The sequence below is a fragment of the Lacrimispora sp. genome, assembly GCF_046972725.1.
GTDB lineage: Bacteria > Bacillota > Clostridia > Lachnospirales > Lachnospiraceae > Lacrimispora.
Window position 1 is genome coordinate 693,366 of sequence record NZ_JBKVXF010000002.1, and the last position, 21,693, is coordinate 715,058.

Consider the following 21,693-nt stretch of genomic DNA (forward strand, 5'->3'; position numbering starts at 1 on the left):
CGGCTGTTATTCGCTGATAATGGTACCCGCTTTTTCCTCAAGGCTTGCTTTCGCCTTTTCCATAGAAGTAATGATCGCTTTTCTGTTTCTTCCGTGTTCAATGAAATCCACAGAGGCTTCGATCTTTGGAAGCATGGAAGAAGACTCAAACTGGCCTTCCGTAATGTAGGAAACGGCCTCTTTCAAATTCATATGGGCAATCGGCTTTTCATCCGGTTTGCCGTAATTCAGTTCCACGTTATCCACGTTTGTCAGGATCATAAGCACATCGGCATCGATCTCTTTTGCCAGCAGCCCGGCAGCCCGGTCTTTTTCAATGACCGCGCTGGCCCCTTTTAACACATAGCCCTGTTCAATGACCGGAATCCCGCCGCCGCCGCAGGCGATGACGATCTGGTCCGCATCTAAAACTGCTTTGATAATATCGATTTCCACGATGGAAACAGGCTTTGGAGAAGCCACCACTCGGCGAAAGCCCTTTCCTGGAACTTCTTCCACAAAATTCCCTTTTTCCTCCTCCTCTTTTGCATCCTCCGCAGACATAAAACGGCCGATGGGCTTTAAGGGAGTATAAAAAGCTTCGTCATAAGGATTTACCATCATCTGGGTCAAAATAGTAGCAACGGATTTATAAATGCCGCGCTTCATAAGCTCCGCACGGATTCCATTCTGCAGATCATATCCGATATAGCCCTGGCTCATGGCAGAACAAACGGACATGGGAGCAGAGGTATAGCCGTCATGCTGTTTTCCAAATTCATTCATAGCTGTATGGATCATGCCAACCTGGGGGGCATTGCTGTGAGTGACAGCAACCTGCCAGCCGGCTTCAATAAAATCTGCGATCACCCTGGCAGTTTTGCTGACAGCTTCTTTTTGTTCGGGAAGGTTCGTTCCTAAAGCGTTATGTCCCAAAGCCATAACAATACGTTTTTTTGCCATATCTGTTCCCTCTCAGTTCGTTGTAATTTTATTAAAAAAGATAAGGATATTATATTATCAGGCAGAAAAAAAAGCAACTGGTTTTCCGTATTCAGGAAATATGCGGTAAATTATCTTATATTTTTTCAAAAGAATTTAAAAAATATTTATGGATATCTTAAGATCAGGTGGTATAATGTTTAGGTAGCAACAGAATATGAAAGGACTGCATAGACATGTTATCATTGATCCTGCATCTGATCGTTCCAATGTTTTTTTATTCAGGAGTGACCAGCTTTTTGTTTCTGGGCTTAAAGATGGATGCTCTGGCTGCTACGGCATTCGCTGCGGTGGTCTGCGCTCCCTTATTTTACGGCATATACGGCATGGATCAGAAGAAACGGGGAATAGGTAAAGCAATCAGCCTGAAGCTTCACGGCTGCTTTTTCCTTATTCTTTTATTTGGGGCAGCCCTTTGTGTGTGCGGCAATGAGCTCATTGCACTTTTAAAGCTGACAGACAGCTCACAGACCTATGATGAGGTGAGAGCTGCACTCTACACGCCGCCTGTGCCGGTTCAGATTCTGGCCTCTGGCTTTTTGATTCCTGTCACAGAAGAACTGATTTTCAGAGGACTTTGTTTTCCGGCGCTTCGGGACAGGCTTTCTTTTTTGCCTTCTGCAGTTTTATCAGCTGCTCTGTTTGGTATTTATCATGGAAATCTCCCTCAGGGAGTGTATGCTTTTTTGATTGGCATGACAGCTGCCTGGCTGTACGAGATTACAAAAACGTTACTGGCAGCCATACTGCTTCATATGTCAGCCAATTTATTGTCACTGCTTGTGACGAATACCGTATTTGCGGGGATGCTGTTTGAAACGGAAAAAAAGACAGCTGTGGCAGCTGCGGCGGCCCTGTCTTTTGCTGTATCGATCGTATGTGCAATCCGGATTTACAGCAAAAACAAATTAAAGGAGGATATGGTGTGAAACTCTTATCTGTGGCAATTCCTTGCTATAATTCTGAATCTTATATGAGGCACTGCATTGACTCGCTTCTGCCGGGAGGAGATGAAGTTGAGATTCTCATTGTAGATGACGGTTCTACCAAAGACCGCACTGCGATGATTGCAGATGAATACGAAAGCAAATATCCCAATATATGCCGTGCGATCCATCAGGAGAATGGTGGCCATGGAGCTGCGGTCAATGCGGGACTTATGAATGCGACTGGAATCTACTTTAAGGTAGTGGACAGTGATGACTGGGTGGATCAATCTTCCTATATGGAGATTTTGGATACATTAAGAGGCTTTGTATACGGAGAAAAGACGCTGGATATGCTGGTGAGCAATTTCGTTTATGAAAAGCAGGGAGCCAAGAGAAAAAAGGTAATGCATTACCGTACGGCACTTCCTCAGAATGAATTGTTTGACTGGGATGATGTAAAGGTATTTATGCTTGGACAGTATATTCTTATGCATTCGGTCATTTACCGGACAGAGCTTTTAAGGCAGTGCGGGCTGGAACTTCCCAAACATACCTTTTATGTGGACAACATCTTTGTGTATCAGCCGCTGCCCCATGTTAAGACCATGTATTACCTTAATGTGAATTTTTACCGGTATTTCATCGGAAGAGAAGATCAGTCTGTCAATGAAACCGTAATGATTGGACGGATCGACCAGCAGATCCTGGTGACCAAACTGATGCTTGGCTACTATGATGTGACAAAGATCAGGCAGTGGAAGCTGCGCCACTATATGGTAAGGTATCTGGAGATCATGATGATCGTTTCCTCTATTCTTGCCATCAAATCCGGTTCTGAGGAGAACCTGGAGAAGAAAAAGGAATTATGGCAGTACTTAAGGAAAGAGAATCTAAAGCTGTATTTAAGACTTCGATGGGGATTTTTAGGCCAGGGAGTCAATCTTCCGGGAAAAAGCGGCAGGAAATTCCCTATAGCAATTTATAAAATGACCCAGAAATTCTTTGGTTTCAATTAAAAAAATCCCCGGCGGGAATCATACCGCCGGGGATTTCTTAAAATCAACTGATTGCTTTTTCCGTAACCTTATTTCTCTTTGGTTCATAACTTCCTGCATATACGAACTGGTACATGATATAAGCCATTACCATGGATCCCAGGCCGTCAAATGCAGAATGCTGTTTTAAGAAAACAGTGGCAAGACAGATGGAAACCATAAGGACAAATGAAGCTGCTTTTATCAGGCGGTGTCTGCTCAGCCGCTCACTTCTTAAGACGGCAAGGTGGACACAGATGGAATTGTAAACGTGAATACTGGGAAATACGTTGGTACAGGTATCCGCGGAATAAAGCATGGAAACGATTTTTGTAAAAATGTTCTTACCGGGATCAATGACAGGTCTGAAATCGGTTCCGTTTGGAAACACAGTACAGATCATCAGGCTGATGGTCATACCCGTAAAAAGCATGGTACATAACCGGTAATAATTTTTCACATCCGTAAAAAAGAAATATCCCACAGCACCGGCTACATAAACAAACCATAAAAGGTATGGAATGATGAAATATTCATTAAAAGGAATAAAGTCATCCAGGGAAATGTGCATGATATGGTAATTACTCGTTACTGTTTTTTCCAGGTAAAGAAACCATGGAAGATAAATAAAAGCGTAGCCCAATATCCAGACATGCCCGTATTTCTTTATTATATTATTCATTTCAGTCACCCTTCTCCGTTCTTGTGGTCAGGATTCATTTGATCAACTTTTGAGGATTATATCATACTCGTTTTAACTGTACAATAGTATTTCAGAAATGTTAATATTTTATTCGGAGAAGATTAATTTCCGGGACAAACCATGGCAGAAAAACAGATTGCATCTATCGGGCAGACAGAGCGTAATGGCGGTACAAAAATATAATCTTTTTATAAAATGGTTGATAGAGAGACAATCTTTGTGTATAGTATATAAGCAGACTTTTGTGAGCAGACAATGAAATCAGGAAAACATAACGGTAAAAATTGCAGGCGGAAGCTTTTTGATGGTTTTTTCAGTGTGCCTGTTTGATATTGATAGGAAATCCAGTATTCTAGCTGTGGCGGGAGGCGTGCTTTTGTAGGTCTTTGTTCATGGCATTCTAAGATTCTGGTAGGAAGAAGGACAGAATGGAACGAAAGAATGAAGCGGGATTGACAGAGAAAGAGTTTCTTTTACAGTACCGTCCCGGAGACTACGAACGTCCGTCGGTGACAGTTGATGTGCTGATTTTTGCGGTGGACGAGGAAGATGCAGAGGCGGAAACAGAGGTGCTGCTTATCCGACGGAAAGATCACCCCTGCATTGGCCAGTGGGCCATACCGGGAGGCTTTGCAGGCATTGATGAGTCACTGGAAGAAGCAGCGTCCAGAGAGTTGTTTGAAGAGACCGGATTAAAGGGAATCTGCCTGGAACAGCTCTATACATGGGGAGCAGTAAAAAGAGACCCGCGGACAAGAGTGATCTCCGTATCTTACCTTGCTGCAGTTCCAAAGAACCAGCTAAATCCCGTGGCAGGCGATGATGCGGAAATGGCGGGCTGGTTTAAGGTAAAGAAAAAGAAGCTGTCCGATTTGGAAAACGGTTCCACCTATTCTCTGACGGTTGAGAATGACGAAGATCATATTTACATGACATACCGGATCACGGAAACCTATGAACGTCAGGGTCTTATGTGGAAGAAGGAGACGGACATTGAACTTTTGCCGGCAATTGATATGCTTGACCAGGAGAAGCTGGCATTTGACCATGCAGAAATTCTGAATGTGGCAATGGACCGTCTGGAAGAGTTGGAAAAAGAATATAGGGAACAGGACTTTTAATAAAAGCGCATCATCTCATAAGGGTGATGCGCTTTTGGCTGTTTGTAAGAAAAACTTAATCGGAAAATTCTGGATTATATGCTATACTGTTGGAAGAATTGTTACATGCAGTGATAAAGATACAGGAGATGAATGGAAATGACTAAGAAATCACACAGGCTGTGGAGTCTGGCAATCAGTTTCAGTATAATCGCGTCAATCCCCGCTTATGGGAATATCCCCGTAGTACAACCCTTCCCAGGCTCCACCGGTCAGACAACGGAACATGCAGCCGGAACCGCTACAGGACCAGGTGCATCGCTGACAAATCAAAATCCGGCTGAGACATCTTCCCAGACAAAGGAAGGCAGCGGGGCGGCCGATGTGGCGCAGCCTGATATTTTATCTGAGGGAGCTGTTGTTTTGGATGCTTCCACCGGAGAGGTCCTTTATGGAAAGAATGCGGAAACCAGATATTATCCTGCCAGCATTACAAAGCTTATGACAGCTCTTCTTGTTGCAGAAAAGGCCAACCTTTCCGATACGGTTACATATTCAAAAACTGCTACAACCAATCTGGAGTCCGGGGCCGTTACTCTTGGGCTTGTAGAAGGGGATACGCTGACTGTGGAACAATCCCTTTACGGCCTGATGTTAAAATCGGCCAATGAAGTAGCCAATGGTCTGGCGGAGCATGTTTCAGGCAGTGTAAGTGCTTTTTCTGCGCTGATGAATGCCAGGGCAAAGGAACTTGGCTGTACCAACACCAATTTTGTCAATCCCAATGGCCTTAATAATTCCAGTCATTATACCACTCCCCATGACATGGCACTGATTGCCCGGGCCGCGTTCCAGAATGATACGGTAAGAAAGGTAGCTTCCACAGTAAGATACCAGATACCTGCTACAAAAAAAGCCGGGGCCAGAACCGTTACCATGGGGCATAAGATGATCAATTCTTCGGATTCACGCTATTATCCTGGTGTGATCGGAGGAAAGACAGGTTACACGTCCCTTGCAGGGAATACTCTGGTTACCTGTGCGGAAAAGAACGGAGTCCGTCTGGTGGCGGTGGTTATGAAGAGCAAATCCACCCATTATTCGGATACTAAAGCCCTGCTGGATTACGGATTTGCCGTTAAGACGGGAGGAAACGGCATTTCCGCCAATGCTTCCTACGGCTGGGAAAAGAACGGTCTCAAATGGTATTATAAAAAACAGGATGGCAGGAAAGCCGGTAACGAATGGCTGAAGGTGGATGGAATCGACTATTATTTCGATTCTGACGGTACTATGGCTACCGGATGGCGGGAATTTCCCGGTAATGTGTGGTATTACTTCCGGTCAAGCGGCGCTATGGCCCGTAATTACTGGGTGGAAAGCAGCGGCAAGTGGTATTATATGGGTGGAGATGGCAAGATGCTGAAAGATGCCGCCACGCCTGACGGATATCAGGTAGATGCCGCCGGAGTATGGATTCAATAGAAGATGTTCCGGTATAGAAAAAAAGAGCCTGAATGGCTCTTTTTTCTATGTCAGATTATGCCTTGGTGCAGTTACTCCTTTTTTGCCTCATTCTCATCGGGTCCTTCAGATACTTCACAGATATCAGCCCGGTATTCCATAATTTCTTCTACACTGCAATCGAGAATTCTGCAGAGCATATCAATGGTGTGAGTGGATACAAAATTATTTTTCTTAAGCCGCCCGATTTGTCCTGCACTGACCTTATAATATTTGATCAGATGATACTGGCTGACATTTTTCTTTTTCATGGTCTCCCACAGTCTGTCATAAACAATCATATGTGTCACCTCTAATCTTTATTAAACCGTGAGCATCTGGTATTGCATATTATCCATAATTGGTATATATTATGAAAAAAGGAGGAATACACGAATGAAAAGAAATGTTTTTAATGCAATCTTTTATCTGACTTGTTTTTTTATTATCTGCTGTTCTATATACCGGCTTGCATTTACGGTTCCGCCCCAGCCAGGAACGCCGGGATATAAAGAGTATTTGTTCAGCACTCTTATCATGAGTATTGGCATCGGATTGATGGTGATACTGCCGAATCTGGTCATTGAATATCTGGCCGGTGACTGGTTTTCTTAGGCTTGACGCAGACAGGCTCTTCATTGTATGATGAAAAAACAGCAGAAAATAAATGATGGAAGTTGAGGAAAACAGATGTTGTTGGCTGTTGGAGCTTTTTGTCTTGTAATTGCAGCAGGTTTCCTGCTTCGTTCCGAATATGAAAAAGAACAGCTGTCCGAGGAGCGGATGGTTATTAAGAGCCATAAGATAGGGAAAGATCAAAGGATACTTTTTCTTTCTGATCTTCATAACCATCAGTTCGGTGAGGACAACTGCAGGCTTCTTGATGCGGTGGACCGGATAAATCCGGATCTTATTCTGGTTGGAGGCGATATGTTAGTCAGTAAGGGAACGGCAGAGACATCCGTTCCTTTAACGCTGATGGAAGCACTTGCAGCCAAGTACCCTGTGATTTGCGGGAATGGAAATCATGAAAACAGGATGCGTTTGGAGCGGTCCGTCTATGGCCTCCAGTATGAAGCGTACACAAACAGTTTAAAAAGTCTTGGGGTGACAGTTCTGGAAGATGGGACAGAACCATTTGGTGATGATCTGGCAGTGACCGGTATGGATCTGGAGCCACGTTTTTACCAAAAGTTCAGCCGCCAGATATTGACAAAGGAAGAGATAGAAAAAAAGGTGGGAAAGGCAGACAAAGAACGGTTTCAGATTCTTCTTTGCCATTCCCCCCTTTATTTTCGCGGATGCGTGGACTGGGGAGCCGATTTGACTCTTTCCGGCCACTTTCATGGGGGTACCATAAGGCTTCCTCTGCTTGGAGGCGTAATGACTCCCCAGTTTCAGTTCTTTCACCCGTATTGTGCCGGCTTTTTTGAAATGAATGAAAAGTACATGATCGTCAGCAGAGGATTGGGTACTCATTCTATTAATATCCGTCTGAACAACAAACCCCAACTGGCAGTAGTGGATTTAAAAGCAAAAACATGATTTTGGGCCTGGCATATATTTACAGATGAAGCGGGATTTGCTATACTAGTCCATAGTGCGTTACTTTTGCTTTGGAGGAAATTATGGGAATCTCTTATAAACTGGATAATTTCGAGGGGCCGCTGGATCTGCTGCTCCATTTGATTGAAAAGAATAAAGTGAATATTTATGATATTCCCATCGTGACCATTACCCAGCAGTACTTAGACTATGTCAGCCATATGGAGACAGAGGATTTGAATATTGTCAGTGAGTTTCTGGTTATGGCTGCAACACTGATTGATATTAAGGCGCGCATGCTTCTTCCCAAGGAAGTGAATGAGGAGGGAGAGGAAGAGGACCCCAGAGCAGAACTGGTGGCACGTCTTCTTGAATATAAATATTATAAATACATGTCTCTGGAACTGAAGGACCGGGAGGTAGGGGCGGAGCGGCTGTTTTTTAAAGATTCTACGGTGCCGCCGGAAGTGGCAAAATACGAGCCTCCGGTGGATCTTGATAAGCTTCTTGACGGGCTTACCCTGGCGAAGCTCCAGGAGATTTTCCGGGCGGTCACAAAGCGTAAGTCGGACCGTGTGGATCCTATCAGGAGCCGTTTTGGCAATATCCGAAAGGAATCCGTCAGTCTGGAGGATAAAATACAGTCGGTCATGCAATATGCCAGAGAGCACCGGAGATTTTCATTCCGCCGGATGCTTGAGAGGCAGGCGGACAAGATCGAGGTCGTTGTAACATTTTTAGCGCTTCTGGAGCTTATGAAGATCGGAAAGATCCGTTTGACCCAGGAGCATTTGTTTGATGATATGTTGATTGAAACCCTGGAGGCGGAAGGCGAAGAAGGGGAGCTTGATTTAACGGATATTATGGAAGATGGAGCAGGATTCGGGGGAGAGGATACAGATGGATAAAGAAACTCTTTTAGAAGAAGGGCCCAAAAAGATCACAAAAGAGGAAAAAATCTGGGAAGCTGCCATAGAAGCCGTCCTTTTTACCATGGGCCATTCCGTGGAGCTTAGCCGTCTGGCGGCAGCCATCGGCCAGGATGAGAATACCGCAAAGGAAATTGTGGGCCGATTAAAAAAACGTTACGATACAGGGAAGCGGGGAATGCAGATCATTGAACTGGAGAACAGTTATCAGATGTGTACCCGTTCCGAATACTATGAGAATTTAATCCGGGTGGCTGCGGCACCTAAAAAGCAGGTATTATCAGATGTTGTTTTGGAGACGCTGTCCATTATTGCTTACAAGCAGCCGGTAACAAAGCTTGAGATCGAGAAGATCCGTGGTGTAAAGTCTGACCATGCCGTGAATAAACTTGTGGAATATAATCTGGTCTATGAGGTGGGAAGGCTTGACGCACCCGGGCGTCCCGCATTATTTGCAACAACAGAAGAATTTTTAAGAAGATTTGGTATTGGCTCGACACAGAACCTGCCGGTTGCAGATCCCATGGTTGCGGCTGAGATCCGCATGGAGGTAGAAGAGGAACTGTCTGATGCCGGTGAGCTATTGCCGAAAGAAAAAAAGAATGAAGATGAATTTCAGGAGGAATGACGTGACAGAAGCCATAAAGATAAAGTATTTTACCGATGAGATTGAACGCCTTTGCTATGTGGGAGGAAAATCTGACTGGATTGATCTGCGGGCAGCAAAAGAGGTGGAGATAAAAGCAGGAGAGTTTAAACTCATTCCTTTGGGCATTGCCATGGAGCTCCCGGAGGGATATGAGGCTCACGTGGTTCCAAGAAGCAGTACATTTAAAAATTACGGAGTGATTCAGACCAACAGCATGGGTGTCATTGACGAAACTTACTGCGGAGACAATGATCAGTGGTTCTTTCCTGCTTATGCGCTTCGTGACACTGTGATCCACATCAATGACAGAATCTGCCAGTTCCGCATTATGAAACACCAGCCGGCAATCGAATTTCAGGAGGTGGACAAGCTGGTTCATGAAGACCGGGGCGGACACGGAAGTACGGGAAAACAATAACATTCATAGCTTTTATAAAGTTGGAGATAATAGCATGAGAAATAAAACTGGATATGCAGCAGCTGTCCTTTTGCTAAGCCTGATGCTTCCTCTGGCTGCAGGCTGCAAAGACAGGGGCAGCCAGTATTCATACCGGGAAGCCGGAATTACGGCACTGAATGAAGGAAATTACAAGGAAGCAATCGAATCCTTTGATAAAGCCATCCACTCTTCCAAAGGTCTGGTAGGAAAAGTGGATATGGATATACTCAAGTACCGGGCGGAAGCAGAGTATTTATCCGGCAATTATGCGGAGGCTGTGGATACTTACGACAAGCTTATCAAAGCGGATGGGCAAAAGCCGGAATATTTGAATATGCGTTCCGTTTCCAAAGCGGAAAACGGAGATTTAAACGGAGCCTTGGAGGATTACCGGAAAAGTGGGGAGCTTGATAAGGAGGGGAAGGCACCCGGAAGGCTGCATGCGCTTCTTACTGCAGGAGCTTTTCTGGAAGAAAAGGGGTCTGCAGATGAGGCCATGTCTCTTTATCAGGAAGCGTTGCAGGCAGGAGAAACGAGTGCCCGGCTGTTTAACCGTATGGGACTGTGCAGTATATCAAAAAAGGATTATGATTCAGCGGTCAATTACTTTGAACAGGGGCTTTCTGCAGAGGACAGTGCAAAGGTACCGGAACTGCTGTTTAATCAGGCAGTTGCCAAAGAGTATAAAGGGGAGTTTAAAGAGGCCCTTGATTTGATGCAGAAGTATGTCTCCGTTCACGGCCCGGATGAAGCGGCAGAACGGGAGATCACATTTTTAGAAACGAGATAGGTTGGAAGAATCTATGGCAGAACTGATTGATTTAAAAGATATAGAAGAGAGAGTCATCCTGGTTGCAGTCAGCACCGGGGACGGTGCAGATGCCGCCGCCTCGCTTGATGAACTGGAGGAGCTTGTGAAGACTGCAGGAGCGGCCACCGCAGATAAGATGATCCAGAACAGGGAACGGATCCATCCGGGCACTTATCTGGGAAAAGGAAAGATCCAGGAAATCAGGGAACGTGTCTGGGAGCTTGATGCGACCGGTGTTGTCTGCGACGATGAACTGTCTCCGGCCCAGATGAGAAATTTAGAACAGGCACTGGATATCAAGGTGATGGACCGCACCATGGTAATTCTGGATATTTTTGCTTCCAGAGCTACCACCAGAGAAGGAAAGATCCAGGTGGAGCTGGCGCAGTTACGATACCGTTCCGCCAGGCTGGTGGGACTTCGCAGTTCCTTATCCCGTCTTGGAGGCGGAATAGGGACCCGGGGACCTGGAGAGAAAAAGCTTGAGATGGACCGCCGTCTGATCCACGACCGGATCAGCATATTAAAATCGGAACTTGAGGATGTGAAGCGTCACCGGGAAGTGGCAAGGCAGCAGAGGGATAAAAACCATGTTCCGGTTGCAGCCATTGTTGGATATACCAATGCAGGAAAATCTACGCTGCTCAACCGCTTAACGGATGCAGGAATACTTGCAGAAGATAAGCTGTTTGCCACGTTGGACCCGACGACAAGGAATTTAAATCTTCCCGGAGGCCAGCAGATACTTTTGACGGATACGGTAGGATTTATAAGGAAATTACCCCATCATCTGATTGAAGCATTCAAAAGCACTCTGGAAGAAGCCAAGTACAGCGATGTGATCCTTCATGTAGTGGATGCATCCAATCCCCAGATGGACATGCAGATGTATGTGGTTTATGAAACGCTCCGTGATTTAGGCGTCAGCGATAAGATTGTGGTTACTGTGTTTAATAAGATGGATGCCGCAGACCCGGAGGTTTCCCTCCGCGATATAACATCGGATTACCAGATAAAGATATCTGCAAAGACCGGAGAAGGACTTTTAGAACTGTTAAGTCTGTTAGAAACCATCTTAAGAAACCAGAAGATATATCTGGAAAAAACCTATTCCTACAAAGAAGCAGGCAAGATCCAGCTGATCCGTAAATACGGTCAACTCTTAACGGAAGAATACCGGGATGAGGGTATTTTTGTAAGTGCTTATGTGCCGTCGGAACTGTTTGCCAGTCTGGCAGACAGCACCGATGATATTAGTGACTAAAAAACACAATATGTAGAATAATGTTAAAAATTATTCTACATATTGTGTTTTTGTTTTCGCTCTGTTATAATACCAATGTATTGAAAAAATGAAGTCATTAAGGGGTTCTCAGAGGAAAGGAGTTTGGTTCTAATGATCCAAGTGGTAAAAAGAGACGGGGAACATGCTGAATTCAGCCTGAATAAGATTACAGAGGCGATTAGAAAAGCATTAAAAGCGACCCAAAAAGAGTACAATGAGGAAATACTTGAATTATTATCCCTGCGGGTAACGGCTGATTTTCAGAAAAAGATGACGGAGGGAGAGATATCGGTAGAAGATATTCAGGACAGCGTCGAGCATGTTCTGGAACAGGCAGGATATACGGATGTTGCTAAGGCTTATATTTTATACAGGAAACAGAGAGAAAAGATACGGAATATGAAAAACACCATCCTGGATTACAAGGATGTAGTGAACAGTTATGTCAAGGTGGAAGACTGGCGCGTAAAAGAGAATTCCACCGTCACCTATTCCGTAGGCGGACTGATCCTAAGCAATTCCGGAGCTGTTACTGCAAATTACTGGCTTTCAGAGATCTATGACCAGGAGATTGCAGACGCTCATAGAAATGCAGATGTGCACATCCACGATTTATCCATGCTGACCGGGTATTGTGCCGGCTGGTCATTGAAACAGCTGCTCCTTGAGGGACTTGGCGGAATACCGGGTAAAATCACCTCATCCCCGGCAAAACATTTATCCGTACTCTGTAACCAGATGGTGAATTTCCTCGGCATCATGCAGAACGAATGGGCAGGCGCCCAGGCCTTTTCCTCCTTTGATACATATCTTGCACCGTTTGTAAAGGCTGACAACTTATCCTATGAAGAAGTAAAAAAGTCCATTGAGACCTTTATTTTTGGCGTAAATACGCCAAGCCGCTGGGGAACACAGGCGCCCTTTTCCAATATTACGCTTGACTGGACCGTTCCATCGGATATGGCAGAGTTAAATGCCATTGTAGGCGGAAAAGAGATGGATTTTAAGTATAAAGACTGTAAAAAAGAGATGGACATGGTCAATAAAGCATTTATTGAGACCATGATCGAAGGCGATGCCAATGGACGGGGATTCCAATATCCCATTCCGACCTATTCCATTACAAAGGACTTTGACTGGTCTGATACGGAAAATAACCGGCTGCTTTTTGAGATGACCTCCAAATACGGGACCCCTTATTTTTCAAATTATATCAACAGTGACATGGAGCCAGGCGATGTAAGAAGCATGTGCTGCCGGTTAAGACTTGATCTCCGGGAATTGAGAAGAAAGACCGGCGGATTCTTTGGTTCTGGGGAAAGCACCGGCTCTGTTGGCGTTGTGACCATTAATATGCCGAGAATTGCCTATCTTGCCAAAGATGAAGATGATTTTTACAGCCGCCTGGATCATATGATGGATATTTCCGCAAGGTCTTTAAAGGTCAAGAGAGAGGTTATTACAAAGCTTTTGAATCAGGGGCTTTATCCTTATACGAAACGGTATCTTGGGACCTTTGAAAACCATTTCTCAACCATTGGTCTCATTGGAATGAATGAAGTCGGGCTGAATGCAAGATGGTTAAGAGAGGATTTATCCAAAGCTAAGACTCAGATGTTTACAAAGGATGTGTTAAATCACATGCGGGAGAGGCTGTCAGACTATCAGGAGCAGTATGGAGACCTCTACAACCTGGAAGCTACTCCGGCAGAATCCACCGCATACCGTCTGGCAAAGCATGATAAGGAACGTTTCCCTGCAATTAAAACTGCCGGCAAGGAAGGCGATACTCCCTATTACACCAACAGTTCCCATCTTCCTGTAGACTTTACCGCTGATGTCTTTGATGCTCTGGATATTCAGGATGAGCTGCAGACCCTTTATACTTCCGGAACGGTATTTCATGCATTCCTTGGTGAAAAACTTCCGGACTGGGCGGCAGCGGCCAAGCTTGTAAAAACCATTGCGGATCATTACAAGCTGCCATATTATACCTTGTCTCCGACCTATTCTATCTGCTCCGAGCACGGATATCTTGCAGGAGAGCACAGCACCTGCCCGATCTGTGGAAAAGGCGCAGAGGTATACAGCCGGATTACCGGATATTACCGGCCTGTACAGAACTGGAATGAGGGAAAGACTCAGGAATATAAAAACAGAACCACGTATGAGCTTGCCGGTTCTGCTCCAAAAAAGGCAGAAACTAAGGTTCAGCCGGAGAAGACTGCCGTTAAAAAAACAGAGATTTCTTCCGGTGCTTATCTCTTCACCACGAAGACCTGTCCCAACTGCCGTACGGCAAAGGAATTTTTACAGCATGTAAAATATGAAACCGTAGATGCGGAAGAGAATGCAGAACTGGCAGCAAAGCTTGGAATCCTGCAGGCACCAACTCTTGTTGTCGTAAAGAATGGCCTGATTCAAAAAATCACCAATACTTCTGACATCAGAAGATATGCGGAAAGTGCAGGGGTATAAGGATTTTTGAAAATGGATTTTAAGTTCTGCTGTTTTTGCTGATTAACAAAAAAAGTCTGATAAAGCTGAAACCACTAATAGGCATCTGCCAAGTGAAAAAAGCCGGTAATCAAGAGATAGGTACTCATTGATTATCGGCTCTTCATCTTTGCGTCTGGATCTTTGATAAGACATATTTAGTTGTTTTATACTTATTGGTGTTGCCAGTTTATCCTTTGGAGAATACTAAGGGAAATTTTTGTGTTCCTTTTCGTTTGGAAAACAGGAATTAAAGCACTTATTTTCTAAATATGTCAATTGCATGGCTCGAAATCCCCAATAAATCTTCTCGCTCGCAAGTTGCAAAGTGATATTTCAGATACAATTCAAATGTTATATCGTCCATAGCATCCACCGCTTCACGCATAAATAAGGCACAACCGTCTGATGCAACGTAGTTCAGTCGTGATACGGAAAACACAGACATCAAATCGTCGATGTTTTCTTTACGGACAAGTTCAAACAAATCCTTTGGCTGGGACTTGGCAACAAATGTTTTGGAGTCAATCAATCCCTTTTCAATATATTCAGCAACATTGATGTTACCACGATGGAACCCCTCATCAAGTAGACAGCCATCGGATATAACATATGCTGCAAAAATTATGCCTCCAGGTCTTGTTACACGAATTGCCTCGCTTAAAGCTTTTTGTTTATCCTTTTTGGTGTAAAGATGATACAACGGTCCTAACAGCAGAGTTATATGATACGTGTTGTCTGGGAACGCAGATAAATCCATAGCATTGCCTTTTGTAATGGTTATATTTTCATTTGGCTGAGTATTTTGTTTGAAAACCTCAATATTGTGTTCAACTAACTCCACTGCATCAACATCATATCCCTCACGTGCCAGTGCATGGGAATAGCGACCTGTTCCAGCACCGATTTCAAGCACACGATCGTCAGATTTTATGTATTTCTTGATATATTTCATTGTAGTAAGGAATTCAACGGAACCATGTTTTGGAACAAGACGGCGATCTTCATCATAATTGTTGTAATGGTCAATAAGATATTGGTCTGTATTCATAGTGCACTCCCTCTGTCGATAATAAAATTAAATAGATGGATTCCAACCCGGTTTTTCTTGTCTGACAAAAGCTGTTAAAATGTTTGTTACCATTTTTTCAGCCTTATCCCTATCCAATACAAATTTTTGGGTTGCAGCCAAAACTGCTATGCCATGCGTGTAAAGAAATAAGTCTAAAAATATGGTTTTTGATTGTTCAAACCCGATTCCAATACTTTCCGAAAAAAGTTTTGCCTTTTTCTCATTATCGATTTCCCTATAAAAGTCTTTTGCTTCTGACATTTTCAGATCCATATTATTTACAAACAATAGTTTAAATAATTGTGTCTCTTTTTGAGCAAATTCAATGTAAGAAAGAGGAAGGATTAAATATGGACTGACATTAACTGAATTTTTATAATTAGTGACATATTGCTCGTAGTATTCGTAAGCAAAATTAAGAAATTCCGTTTTCAATTCCTCCATATTTTCATAACAAGTGAAAATGGGTCGGGTAGAGCATTGGAGCTTACTTGCAATACTCCTTGCGTTTACAGTTTCAAATCCTGATTCTCTTGTTATTTCCAAAACAGTTTTCAAAATCATGTCTTTCGTTACTTTTGCTTTAGGTGGCACAAGAGTTCACCTCACTTTTAATGTTTTATTATGCAACAAGTGTTGCATAACTATTGTTTCATAACAGTCAGGTAATGTCAAGTTGCAAATGCAGCTGGAAGCCATAAAAAAGCAGAGCGCACGAACCGGCAATGGACAGTGTTCTAATGAGGTCGTAGCCGAGCGCAACAAAATGACGGTCAAGCAGGTTCAGCGGTATATAATAATTATTATAGAGTTTAATTAAAGTATTAATTTTACAAATACCACTAAAAATGCTATTATGGTCTTAAAAAAATTGGAGGTGACTAGGCTATGAAAATTCTTATTGTAGGTTATTTTACGGAGTCTACAAAAACGAATATAAAAGGATATTTTCCTAATGATTGGAATGTTGTAATTGTGCCACCAGGGGAAGAAATGATGAGTCATATTGAAGATTGTCAGGTAATCATACCCGAACATATCAAAGTAAATCACGACCTGCTTTCCAAGGCGAAAAATTTGAAATTGGTACAGACTGGTGCAGGGTATGATAATGTAGATATTGATGCCTGTACACAACTTGGTATTTGGGTAGCTAATGCAGCGGGAGTGAATGCGCAAGCGGTGTCCGAGCATGTAATGGCGCTGATGTTGTCTTATTATAAAAACATACCTTACCTTAATAGCTTTATGAAAAACAGGATCGACGAAAAGCAGTTGAATTATTCAGGAAGTGAATTAGCGGGTAAAACAGTAGGAATTATAGGTTTTGGTGCTATTGGTAAAAAAGTAGCTGAATTTTGCAAGACTTTTGATATGAATGTGCTTGTTAATACTAGACATGCAATCGTGCACACCGACAGCTTTGTAAAAATGGTGGATTTCGATCATCTTATAAGCACCTCCGATATAGTCACGGTACATGTATCATTGAATCCACAAACTGCGCAGATGATTGATAAAGGAGTATTTAAAAAAATGAAGAATACAGCTCTTTTTATCAATACAGCTCGAGGCAGAATTGTCAATGAAAGTGATTTAATTACTGCTTTAAAAGAAGGAGAAATTTCGGGCGCATGCTTGGATGTGTTTGAATCTGAGCCGCTTCCATTGGACAGTGAATTAAGGAACTTGAATAATGTCATACTTACTCCCCATACTGCCGGGATGCCAGATGGAGTCAAGTTGCATAAAAAAAGATATGATTTCTTTGTGAAGAATATTAAGCATATAAAAAACGGTGAAGAACCTGATAGCAAGCTTAATCAGGTGTTATAAATGGAGATTTGAACTTCGTTTCAACTTCGAGTTGTTGACATAGTCCAATAAAAAATTAGACAAAATATTCGTAAACCAGCTATGATTAGTGGGATAAAGTGTTATTGCATCTTGTTCATTAAATTTTATGTTAGAATGATCTCCATTATAAACAAAACGGAAAGCATAACCATATTCTGGATTAGCATTAAACGCATCAAGTTGGGCCCCGGTAAATAATCCGACTACAATTGCATAATCTTCTCGGGCTTTGATTACATCATTGTAACAAAACCATTGCCCGGGTTGAGGTGATGAAAAATAACTGTTATCCGCGCGATTGTTTACACTATATCCAGTTATAATCTCCATTTTGTTATTGTTATTAAAGACAATTAAAAATAAAGTTATAAAAGCTAATGTTAGGCAAGCAGCAAAAATTCCATAGCGTTTCCGATGAGTTTTACAATCACTCCGTTTGACATATGTGGCTTCTTCAATATGTTCATTACTGACTTCGCTTAGCGCTTCTGGTAAGTAATTTATTTTCAAAATTTAAAGCCTCCTAAATAAATTTATTTTTTAAATGTGTCCGAATACGGGATAATTTTGCAGATACACGATTTTTACTAATTCCTAATAAAGCAGAAATATCCTTAATGGAATTACAAAACCAATACTGACGCAAAAAGATAATGCACTTTTTTCAATCTATAGTGTTGAAAAATTTGGTACAGTGGGTTTTGCGTTTCGCGTGTTGTATTACAGTAATAGCGCCTTTCAAATTAAGGAATGTAATAAAGAAAAACGTAAAATTTTTTTAATCCACTATAAGTAACAGGACATGCTGTTGTCTGGTTCGTGCTGTTATATTGTATTAAGAGGCAGGAACAAAGTCGGCAAATCTCCAAAATTCTAAAATTGCTCCCCTTATGAAGGAACTAAGCCAAGTTTCTTAATTGCGGATATTGAGGATAAAAAGTTTTTTCGCGAGTTGGCATTTGCAACATGTAAAGCCTTACATGCCTCTAAATCAAAAAAGAAAGGAACAGGAAAATGCTAAAATTAAATGCAATCGGCTTATTTGTCAACGATATGGAAACAATGGTTTCTTTTTATCGAGATGTAATGGGCATGAAAACAGATTGGACAGGGGACGCAAATGCGGAATTGTATTCTGATAACGCCCGGTTAATCATGTTCAGCAGGAAAAACTTTGAGAATATGACGTCAAGAACCTATACCTATCCAAATGGATTAAACGGCACAATCGAGTTAGCTTTTGATGTTGCCAATTTTATGGAAGTCGATATCCAATATGCAAAAGTCGTGAAAGCCGGTGCAATGCCAGTATTCCCTCCCACAGATGAACCTTGGGGGCAACGGACAAGCTATGTTGCCGACCCGGATGGAAATTTAATTGAAATCTCGTCTTTTGTTAATGAGTAATTTTGAGGACGCGCTCCCAGCAGCCGGCAACCTTTCAGTCACCAGATCCAGTTTGTAGAATCCCCGGATAAGCCGGACGGATAATGCCGGCAGAACACTCATATCATCTATGACTTGGTGTGGATTTTGCCAGAACTAAATTACCTCATACATGAAGAAATGGCGTAGCTTTTACGCTGCGCCATACTTCTAAAATCATACTGTTTTACTAAGGACTCCCTAAGCCAGCCTCTTTTTTACAGATACTCATATCTCATAATGGCAGTATTCTTCATCCAGCCGTTTCTGTTCCTCCACCAAATCGGCAAGCGTAATGTTATCGATAACACCGGAGATAGCCTCATCCAGTTTTTTCCATACCATAAGGCTTGCACAGATATCTGCACGGTGGCAGTGGTTCACCTCATCCTCCATGCAGGCGACAGGGACAAGACTGCCTTCTGCAAGACGCAGAATCATACCTACGGTATACTCAGAAGGGTCCTTTGTAAGAAAATAGCCGCCTTTTGCGCCCCTGCGGCTTTTCACGTAACCGGCTCTGCTCAGGATCGTAACGATCTGCTCTAAATATTTGTCCGATATCTCCTGACGCTCCGCCACCTGATTGATCTTGGTACACTCATTCGGATGAAGTGCAAATTCCAGCATCATACGAAGAGCGTAGCGCCCCTTGGTAGAAAATGTCATTGCTTAAAAGTCTCCTTCCCAATTATTCTTATCTGTTTAGTAGGATATTAAAATATTCTACACGAAACACTTTAAAAAGTAAACCTCAAATTCTCCGGCTTCCCAATTTGGGAAAATGGATGTATACTAATAAACATTGAAAGAATTGGGAAATTGCAGGTGGATAATTTTTAAGCAACAAACATAAGTCAGATCAGGTAAGCCTGTTCCGCTTTTTTCCAGTTTTGAAGCGGTTATGTGGTGTTATCCTATTTCATGGATAACAACCATGATCAAGGACTCCGTATACCCGTTAAAAGCAAATTGGATACCGAACGGTATTGATCAACAGATAGGAGATAAATTAGGATGAAACATGGATATATCCGGGTTGCGGCGGCGACCCCTGATGTGAAAGTGGCAGATCCGGAATTCAACCGGGAGAGAATCTGTGAACTGATTGAAGAAGGAATTAAAAATCATGTGAAAATAATGGTGTTTCCGGAGCTGTGTCTCACATCCTATACCTGCGGGGATCTTTTTGGACAGGATGCGCTGCTTTTTAAGGCAAAGGAAGAACTTAAGAAAATTCTAAATGCTACCGAAGGTCATGATCTGCTCGCTTTTATTGGCATGCCATGGGAAAATAAGGGGAAACTGTATAATAGTGCGGTAGCTGTTCAGGACGGCAGGATCCTTGGTATTGTACCGAAGACCAATCTGCCGAATTATTCGGAGTTTTATGAACTGCGTTATTTCCAGCCGGGGAATGAACGGCCGGTGACCGTAAAATGGGATGGCGTGGAGATTCCCATGGGCACCAACCTTTTGTTTGCCTGTGAGGAGATTCCTCATCTTGTAATAGCTGCAGAAGTCTGTGAGGATGCATGGGTACCCAATCCTCCATCCATACGTCATACTCTGGCCGGTGCAACCGTAATTGTAAACTGCTCCGCCAGTGATGAGACAACAGGCAAGGATCTATACCGCAGAAGCCTGATCACAGGACATTCCGCCAGCCTTGTATGCGGTTATATCTACGCCAATGCAGGAGAAGGAGAATCGACCCAGGATCTGGTATTTGGAGGGCAGAACCTTATTTGTGAAAACGGAACCCTCCTTGCAGAATCCAAGCGCTTTGGCAATGAAACGGTGTACGGAGATATGGATTTAGAACGCCTCAATCATGAGCGGCGCCGGATGAGTACCTTTCCGGCTGCAGACATGAATGATTATACGGTGGTTCATTTCCATATAAAAAAGGAAGAACTAGAGCTCAAACGCTATATAGATCCAAGGCCTTTTGTGCCTGATAATGAAGCAGAGAGAAGCAGAAGATGTGAAGAGATTCTGTCCATTCAGGCTATGGGTCTGAAAAAGAGGCTTTCCCATACGGGCTGCAGACATGCGGTGATCGGTATCTCCGGAGGCCTGGATTCCACTTTGGCTCTTCTTGTAACCGCAAGAGCCTTTGATATGCTTGAGATTCCAAGAAATCAAATCCATGCAGTGACCATGCCCTGTTTTGGAACCACAGACAGAACCTACCAGAATGCCTGCCTGCTGACCAATAAATTGAATGCCGAGCTGATCGAGGTAAACATAAAGGAAGCCGTGAATCTTCATTTCAGGGATATCGGACAGGATCCCGATGTCCATGATGTGACCTATGAAAATTCCCAGGCAAGGGAACGGACTCAGATTCTTATGGATCTTGCAAACCGCCTGAACGGATTGGTAATCGGAACCGGAGATATGTCAGAGCTGGCTCTTGGATGGGCCACTTATAACGGAGATCATATGTCAATGTATGGAGTCAATGCTTCTGTTCCCAAAACCCTGGTACGCCATCTGGTCCGGTATTATGCGGACACCTGCGGGGAACAAGCACTGAAAAAGGTGCTTATGGATGTATTGGATACTCCCGTAAGCCCTGAGCTTCTGCCGCCAAAGGATGGCAAGATATCCCAGAAGACAGAGGATCTGGTAGGCCCTTATGAGCTTCATGATTTTTTCCTTTATCAGATTTTGAGATTTGGATACCATCCGGAAAAGATATACCGGATGGCAGTCTATGCATTTAAGGATGATTATAAAAAAGAAATTATTTTAAAATGGTTAAAGGTATTTTACCGCAGATTTTTCAGCCAGCAGTTTAAGCGGTCCTGCATGCCTGACGGACCAAAAGTTGGGTCTGTTGCCGTATCGCCGAGAGGAGACTTACGGATGCCAAGTGACGCGGTGAGCCGGTTGTGGCTGGAAGAACTGGATAATTTATAGAAAGAGG

At 43.2% G+C, this 21,693-nt stretch carries 23 protein-coding genes; 15 read left to right on the forward strand and 8 right to left on the reverse strand.

What is annotated here, in order from left to right; translation table 11 throughout:
* Positions 1-6: 6 nt before the first annotated feature.
* Positions 7-942, reverse strand: coding sequence for a carbamate kinase (gene arcC, locus ACLTWA_RS11520; protein WP_412327868.1), 936 nt, complete (start codon positions 940-942; stop codon positions 7-9).
* A gap of 215 nt (positions 943-1,157) precedes the next feature.
* Here arcC and ACLTWA_RS11525 point away from each other — a divergent pair, with 215 nt between their 5' ends.
* Positions 1,158-1,910 carry a CPBP family intramembrane glutamic endopeptidase gene (locus ACLTWA_RS11525; protein WP_412327869.1) on the forward strand — a complete coding sequence of 251 codons (753 nt, stop codon included), beginning with the start codon at positions 1,158-1,160 and terminating at the stop codon, positions 1,908-1,910.
* Entirely contained in the window at positions 1,907-2,926 is a 1,020-nt protein-coding gene (locus ACLTWA_RS11530) for a glycosyltransferase family 2 protein (protein WP_412327870.1), read from the forward strand. Before ACLTWA_RS11525 ends, ACLTWA_RS11530 begins: the two co-directional genes overlap by 4 nt.
* A 43-nt stretch (positions 2,927-2,969) precedes the next feature.
* On the opposite strand, the gene ACLTWA_RS11535 is transcribed toward ACLTWA_RS11530, so the two are convergent.
* Positions 2,970-3,626 (reverse strand): phosphoesterase, encoded by a 657-nt coding sequence (locus ACLTWA_RS11535; protein WP_412327871.1) that lies wholly within the window; start codon positions 3,624-3,626, stop codon positions 2,970-2,972.
* A gap of 449 nt (positions 3,627-4,075) precedes the next feature.
* Here ACLTWA_RS11535 and ACLTWA_RS11540 point away from each other — a divergent pair, with 449 nt between their 5' ends.
* Both ACLTWA_RS11540 and ACLTWA_RS11545 read left to right on the forward strand, forming a co-directional pair.
* Positions 4,076-4,768 (forward strand): NUDIX domain-containing protein, encoded by a 693-nt coding sequence (locus ACLTWA_RS11540; RefSeq protein ID WP_412327872.1) that lies wholly within the window; start codon positions 4,076-4,078, stop codon positions 4,766-4,768.
* Between the two features lie 138 nt (positions 4,769-4,906).
* Positions 4,907-6,232: a serine hydrolase gene (locus tag ACLTWA_RS11545; protein WP_412327873.1), complete on the forward strand. Its 1,326-nt coding sequence runs from the start codon at positions 4,907-4,909 to the stop codon at positions 6,230-6,232.
* Positions 6,233-6,303: 71 nt separating this feature from the next.
* Here the strand turns inward: ACLTWA_RS11545 and ACLTWA_RS11550 are convergent, their stop codons facing one another.
* Positions 6,304-6,552, reverse strand: coding sequence for a helix-turn-helix domain-containing protein (locus ACLTWA_RS11550; RefSeq protein ID WP_412327875.1), 249 nt, complete (start codon positions 6,550-6,552; stop codon positions 6,304-6,306).
* Positions 6,553-6,646: 94 nt separating this feature from the next.
* Here ACLTWA_RS11550 and ACLTWA_RS11555 point away from each other — a divergent pair, with 94 nt between their 5' ends.
* The 8 genes from ACLTWA_RS11555 to ACLTWA_RS11590 all read left to right on the forward strand — a co-directional run bounded on the left by ACLTWA_RS11555 (position 6,647) and on the right by ACLTWA_RS11590 (position 14,386).
* Positions 6,647-6,865 carry a hypothetical protein gene (locus ACLTWA_RS11555; protein WP_412327876.1) on the forward strand — a complete coding sequence of 73 codons (219 nt, stop codon included), beginning with the start codon at positions 6,647-6,649 and terminating at the stop codon, positions 6,863-6,865.
* A 75-nt stretch (positions 6,866-6,940) separates the two neighbouring features.
* The gene (locus ACLTWA_RS11560) at positions 6,941-7,795 is read left to right on the forward strand and encodes a metallophosphoesterase (protein ID WP_412327877.1); all 855 of its coding nucleotides are present in this window, start codon (positions 6,941-6,943) and stop codon (positions 7,793-7,795) included.
* 80 nt (positions 7,796-7,875) lie between these two features.
* Positions 7,876-8,703 carry a segregation and condensation protein A gene (locus tag ACLTWA_RS11565; protein ID WP_412328126.1) on the forward strand — a complete coding sequence of 276 codons (828 nt, stop codon included), beginning with the start codon at positions 7,876-7,878 and terminating at the stop codon, positions 8,701-8,703.
* Positions 8,696-9,352 carry an SMC-Scp complex subunit ScpB gene (scpB, locus tag ACLTWA_RS11570; protein WP_412327878.1) on the forward strand — a complete coding sequence of 219 codons (657 nt, stop codon included), beginning with the start codon at positions 8,696-8,698 and terminating at the stop codon, positions 9,350-9,352. Before ACLTWA_RS11565 ends, scpB begins: the two co-directional genes overlap by 8 nt.
* On the forward strand, positions 9,333-9,791 hold the full coding sequence (locus ACLTWA_RS11575; protein ID WP_412328128.1) for a dUTP diphosphatase: 459 nt from the start codon (positions 9,333-9,335) through the stop codon (positions 9,789-9,791). Before scpB ends, ACLTWA_RS11575 begins: the two co-directional genes overlap by 20 nt.
* A 34-nt stretch (positions 9,792-9,825) precedes the next feature.
* On the forward strand, positions 9,826-10,602 hold the full coding sequence (locus ACLTWA_RS11580) for a tetratricopeptide repeat protein (protein WP_412327879.1): 777 nt from the start codon (positions 9,826-9,828) through the stop codon (positions 10,600-10,602).
* Between the two features lie 13 nt (positions 10,603-10,615).
* A complete protein-coding gene (gene hflX / locus ACLTWA_RS11585; protein ID WP_412327880.1) occupies positions 10,616-11,887 on the forward strand; it encodes a GTPase HflX in 1,272 nt (423 codons plus the stop codon).
* Between the two features lie 132 nt (positions 11,888-12,019).
* Positions 12,020-14,386 (forward strand): ribonucleoside triphosphate reductase, encoded by a 2,367-nt coding sequence (locus ACLTWA_RS11590; protein ID WP_412327881.1) that lies wholly within the window; start codon positions 12,020-12,022, stop codon positions 14,384-14,386.
* A gap of 277 nt (positions 14,387-14,663) precedes the next feature.
* On the opposite strand, the gene ACLTWA_RS11595 is transcribed toward ACLTWA_RS11590, so the two are convergent.
* Both ACLTWA_RS11595 and ACLTWA_RS11600 read right to left on the reverse strand, forming a co-directional pair.
* Positions 14,664-15,455, reverse strand: coding sequence for a class I SAM-dependent methyltransferase (locus tag ACLTWA_RS11595; protein ID WP_412327883.1), 792 nt, complete (start codon positions 15,453-15,455; stop codon positions 14,664-14,666).
* Positions 15,456-15,482: 27 nt separating this feature from the next.
* Positions 15,483-16,070, reverse strand: a complete 588-nt coding sequence (locus ACLTWA_RS11600) for a TetR/AcrR family transcriptional regulator (RefSeq protein ID WP_412327884.1) — start codon at positions 16,068-16,070, stop codon at positions 15,483-15,485.
* Between the two features lie 294 nt (positions 16,071-16,364).
* On the opposite strand from ACLTWA_RS11600, the gene ACLTWA_RS11605 reads away from it, so the two are divergent.
* Positions 16,365-17,312, forward strand: a complete 948-nt coding sequence (locus tag ACLTWA_RS11605) for an NAD(P)-dependent oxidoreductase (RefSeq protein WP_412327885.1) — start codon at positions 16,365-16,367, stop codon at positions 17,310-17,312.
* Here ACLTWA_RS11605 and ACLTWA_RS11610 read toward each other — a convergent pair.
* Both ACLTWA_RS11610 and ACLTWA_RS11615 read right to left on the reverse strand, forming a co-directional pair.
* Entirely contained in the window at positions 17,307-17,843 is a 537-nt protein-coding gene (locus tag ACLTWA_RS11610; protein ID WP_412327886.1) for a hypothetical protein, read from the reverse strand. The two genes, ACLTWA_RS11605 and ACLTWA_RS11610, sit on opposite strands and share 6 nt — an antisense overlap.
* Positions 17,844-17,856: 13 nt before the next feature.
* A complete protein-coding gene (locus tag ACLTWA_RS11615) occupies positions 17,857-17,979 on the reverse strand; it encodes a hypothetical protein (protein ID WP_412327887.1) in 123 nt (40 codons plus the stop codon).
* 368 nt (positions 17,980-18,347) lie between these two features.
* On the opposite strand from ACLTWA_RS11615, the gene ACLTWA_RS11620 reads away from it, so the two are divergent.
* Positions 18,348-18,740: a VOC family protein gene (locus ACLTWA_RS11620; protein ID WP_412327889.1), complete on the forward strand. Its 393-nt coding sequence runs from the start codon at positions 18,348-18,350 to the stop codon at positions 18,738-18,740.
* 246 nt (positions 18,741-18,986) lie between these two features.
* On the opposite strand, the gene ACLTWA_RS11625 is transcribed toward ACLTWA_RS11620, so the two are convergent.
* Positions 18,987-19,427 carry an RrF2 family transcriptional regulator gene (locus ACLTWA_RS11625; RefSeq protein ID WP_412327890.1) on the reverse strand — a complete coding sequence of 147 codons (441 nt, stop codon included), beginning with the start codon at positions 19,425-19,427 and terminating at the stop codon, positions 18,987-18,989.
* A 348-nt stretch (positions 19,428-19,775) separates the two neighbouring features.
* On the opposite strand from ACLTWA_RS11625, the gene ACLTWA_RS11630 reads away from it, so the two are divergent.
* Complete coding sequence (locus ACLTWA_RS11630) at positions 19,776-21,686, forward strand: NAD(+) synthase (protein WP_412327891.1); 1,911 nt, start codon at positions 19,776-19,778, stop codon at positions 21,684-21,686.
* Positions 21,687-21,693: the final 7 nt, after the last annotated feature.

Excerpts from the sequence above, each read along its gene's own strand:
- ACLTWA_RS11590 (WP_412327881.1), top strand. The coding sequence starts at position 12,020 with ATGATCCAAGTGGTAAAAAGAGACGGGGAACATGCTGAATTCAGCCTG.
- ACLTWA_RS11580 (WP_412327879.1), top strand. The coding sequence starts at position 9,826 with ATGAGAAATAAAACTGGATATGCAGCAGCTGTCCTTTTGCTAAGCCTG.
- scpB (WP_412327878.1), top strand. The coding sequence starts at position 8,696 with ATGGATAAAGAAACTCTTTTAGAAGAAGGGCCCAAAAAGATCACAAAA.
- arcC (WP_412327868.1), bottom strand. The coding sequence starts at position 942 with ATGGCAAAAAAACGTATTGTTATGGCTTTGGGACATAACGCTTTAGGA.
- ACLTWA_RS11575 (WP_412328128.1), top strand. The coding sequence starts at position 9,333 with ATGAATTTCAGGAGGAATGACGTGACAGAAGCCATAAAGATAAAGTAT.
- ACLTWA_RS11540 (WP_412327872.1), top strand. The coding sequence starts at position 4,076 with ATGGAACGAAAGAATGAAGCGGGATTGACAGAGAAAGAGTTTCTTTTA.
- ACLTWA_RS11525 (WP_412327869.1), top strand. The coding sequence starts at position 1,158 with ATGTTATCATTGATCCTGCATCTGATCGTTCCAATGTTTTTTTATTCA.
- ACLTWA_RS11595 (WP_412327883.1), bottom strand. The coding sequence starts at position 15,455 with ATGAATACAGACCAATATCTTATTGACCATTACAACAATTATGATGAA.
- hflX (WP_412327880.1), top strand. The coding sequence starts at position 10,616 with ATGGCAGAACTGATTGATTTAAAAGATATAGAAGAGAGAGTCATCCTG.
- ACLTWA_RS11630 (WP_412327891.1), top strand. The coding sequence starts at position 19,776 with ATGAAACATGGATATATCCGGGTTGCGGCGGCGACCCCTGATGTGAAA.
- ACLTWA_RS11560 (WP_412327877.1), top strand. The coding sequence starts at position 6,941 with ATGTTGTTGGCTGTTGGAGCTTTTTGTCTTGTAATTGCAGCAGGTTTC.
- ACLTWA_RS11535 (WP_412327871.1), bottom strand. The coding sequence starts at position 3,626 with ATGAATAATATAATAAAGAAATACGGGCATGTCTGGATATTGGGCTAC.
- ACLTWA_RS11620 (WP_412327889.1), top strand. The coding sequence starts at position 18,348 with ATGCTAAAATTAAATGCAATCGGCTTATTTGTCAACGATATGGAAACA.
- ACLTWA_RS11605 (WP_412327885.1), top strand. The coding sequence starts at position 16,365 with ATGAAAATTCTTATTGTAGGTTATTTTACGGAGTCTACAAAAACGAAT.
- ACLTWA_RS11625 (WP_412327890.1), bottom strand. The coding sequence starts at position 19,427 with ATGACATTTTCTACCAAGGGGCGCTACGCTCTTCGTATGATGCTGGAA.
- ACLTWA_RS11550 (WP_412327875.1), bottom strand. The coding sequence starts at position 6,552 with ATGATTGTTTATGACAGACTGTGGGAGACCATGAAAAAGAAAAATGTC.
- ACLTWA_RS11545 (WP_412327873.1), top strand. The coding sequence starts at position 4,907 with ATGACTAAGAAATCACACAGGCTGTGGAGTCTGGCAATCAGTTTCAGT.
- ACLTWA_RS11555 (WP_412327876.1), top strand. The coding sequence starts at position 6,647 with ATGAAAAGAAATGTTTTTAATGCAATCTTTTATCTGACTTGTTTTTTT.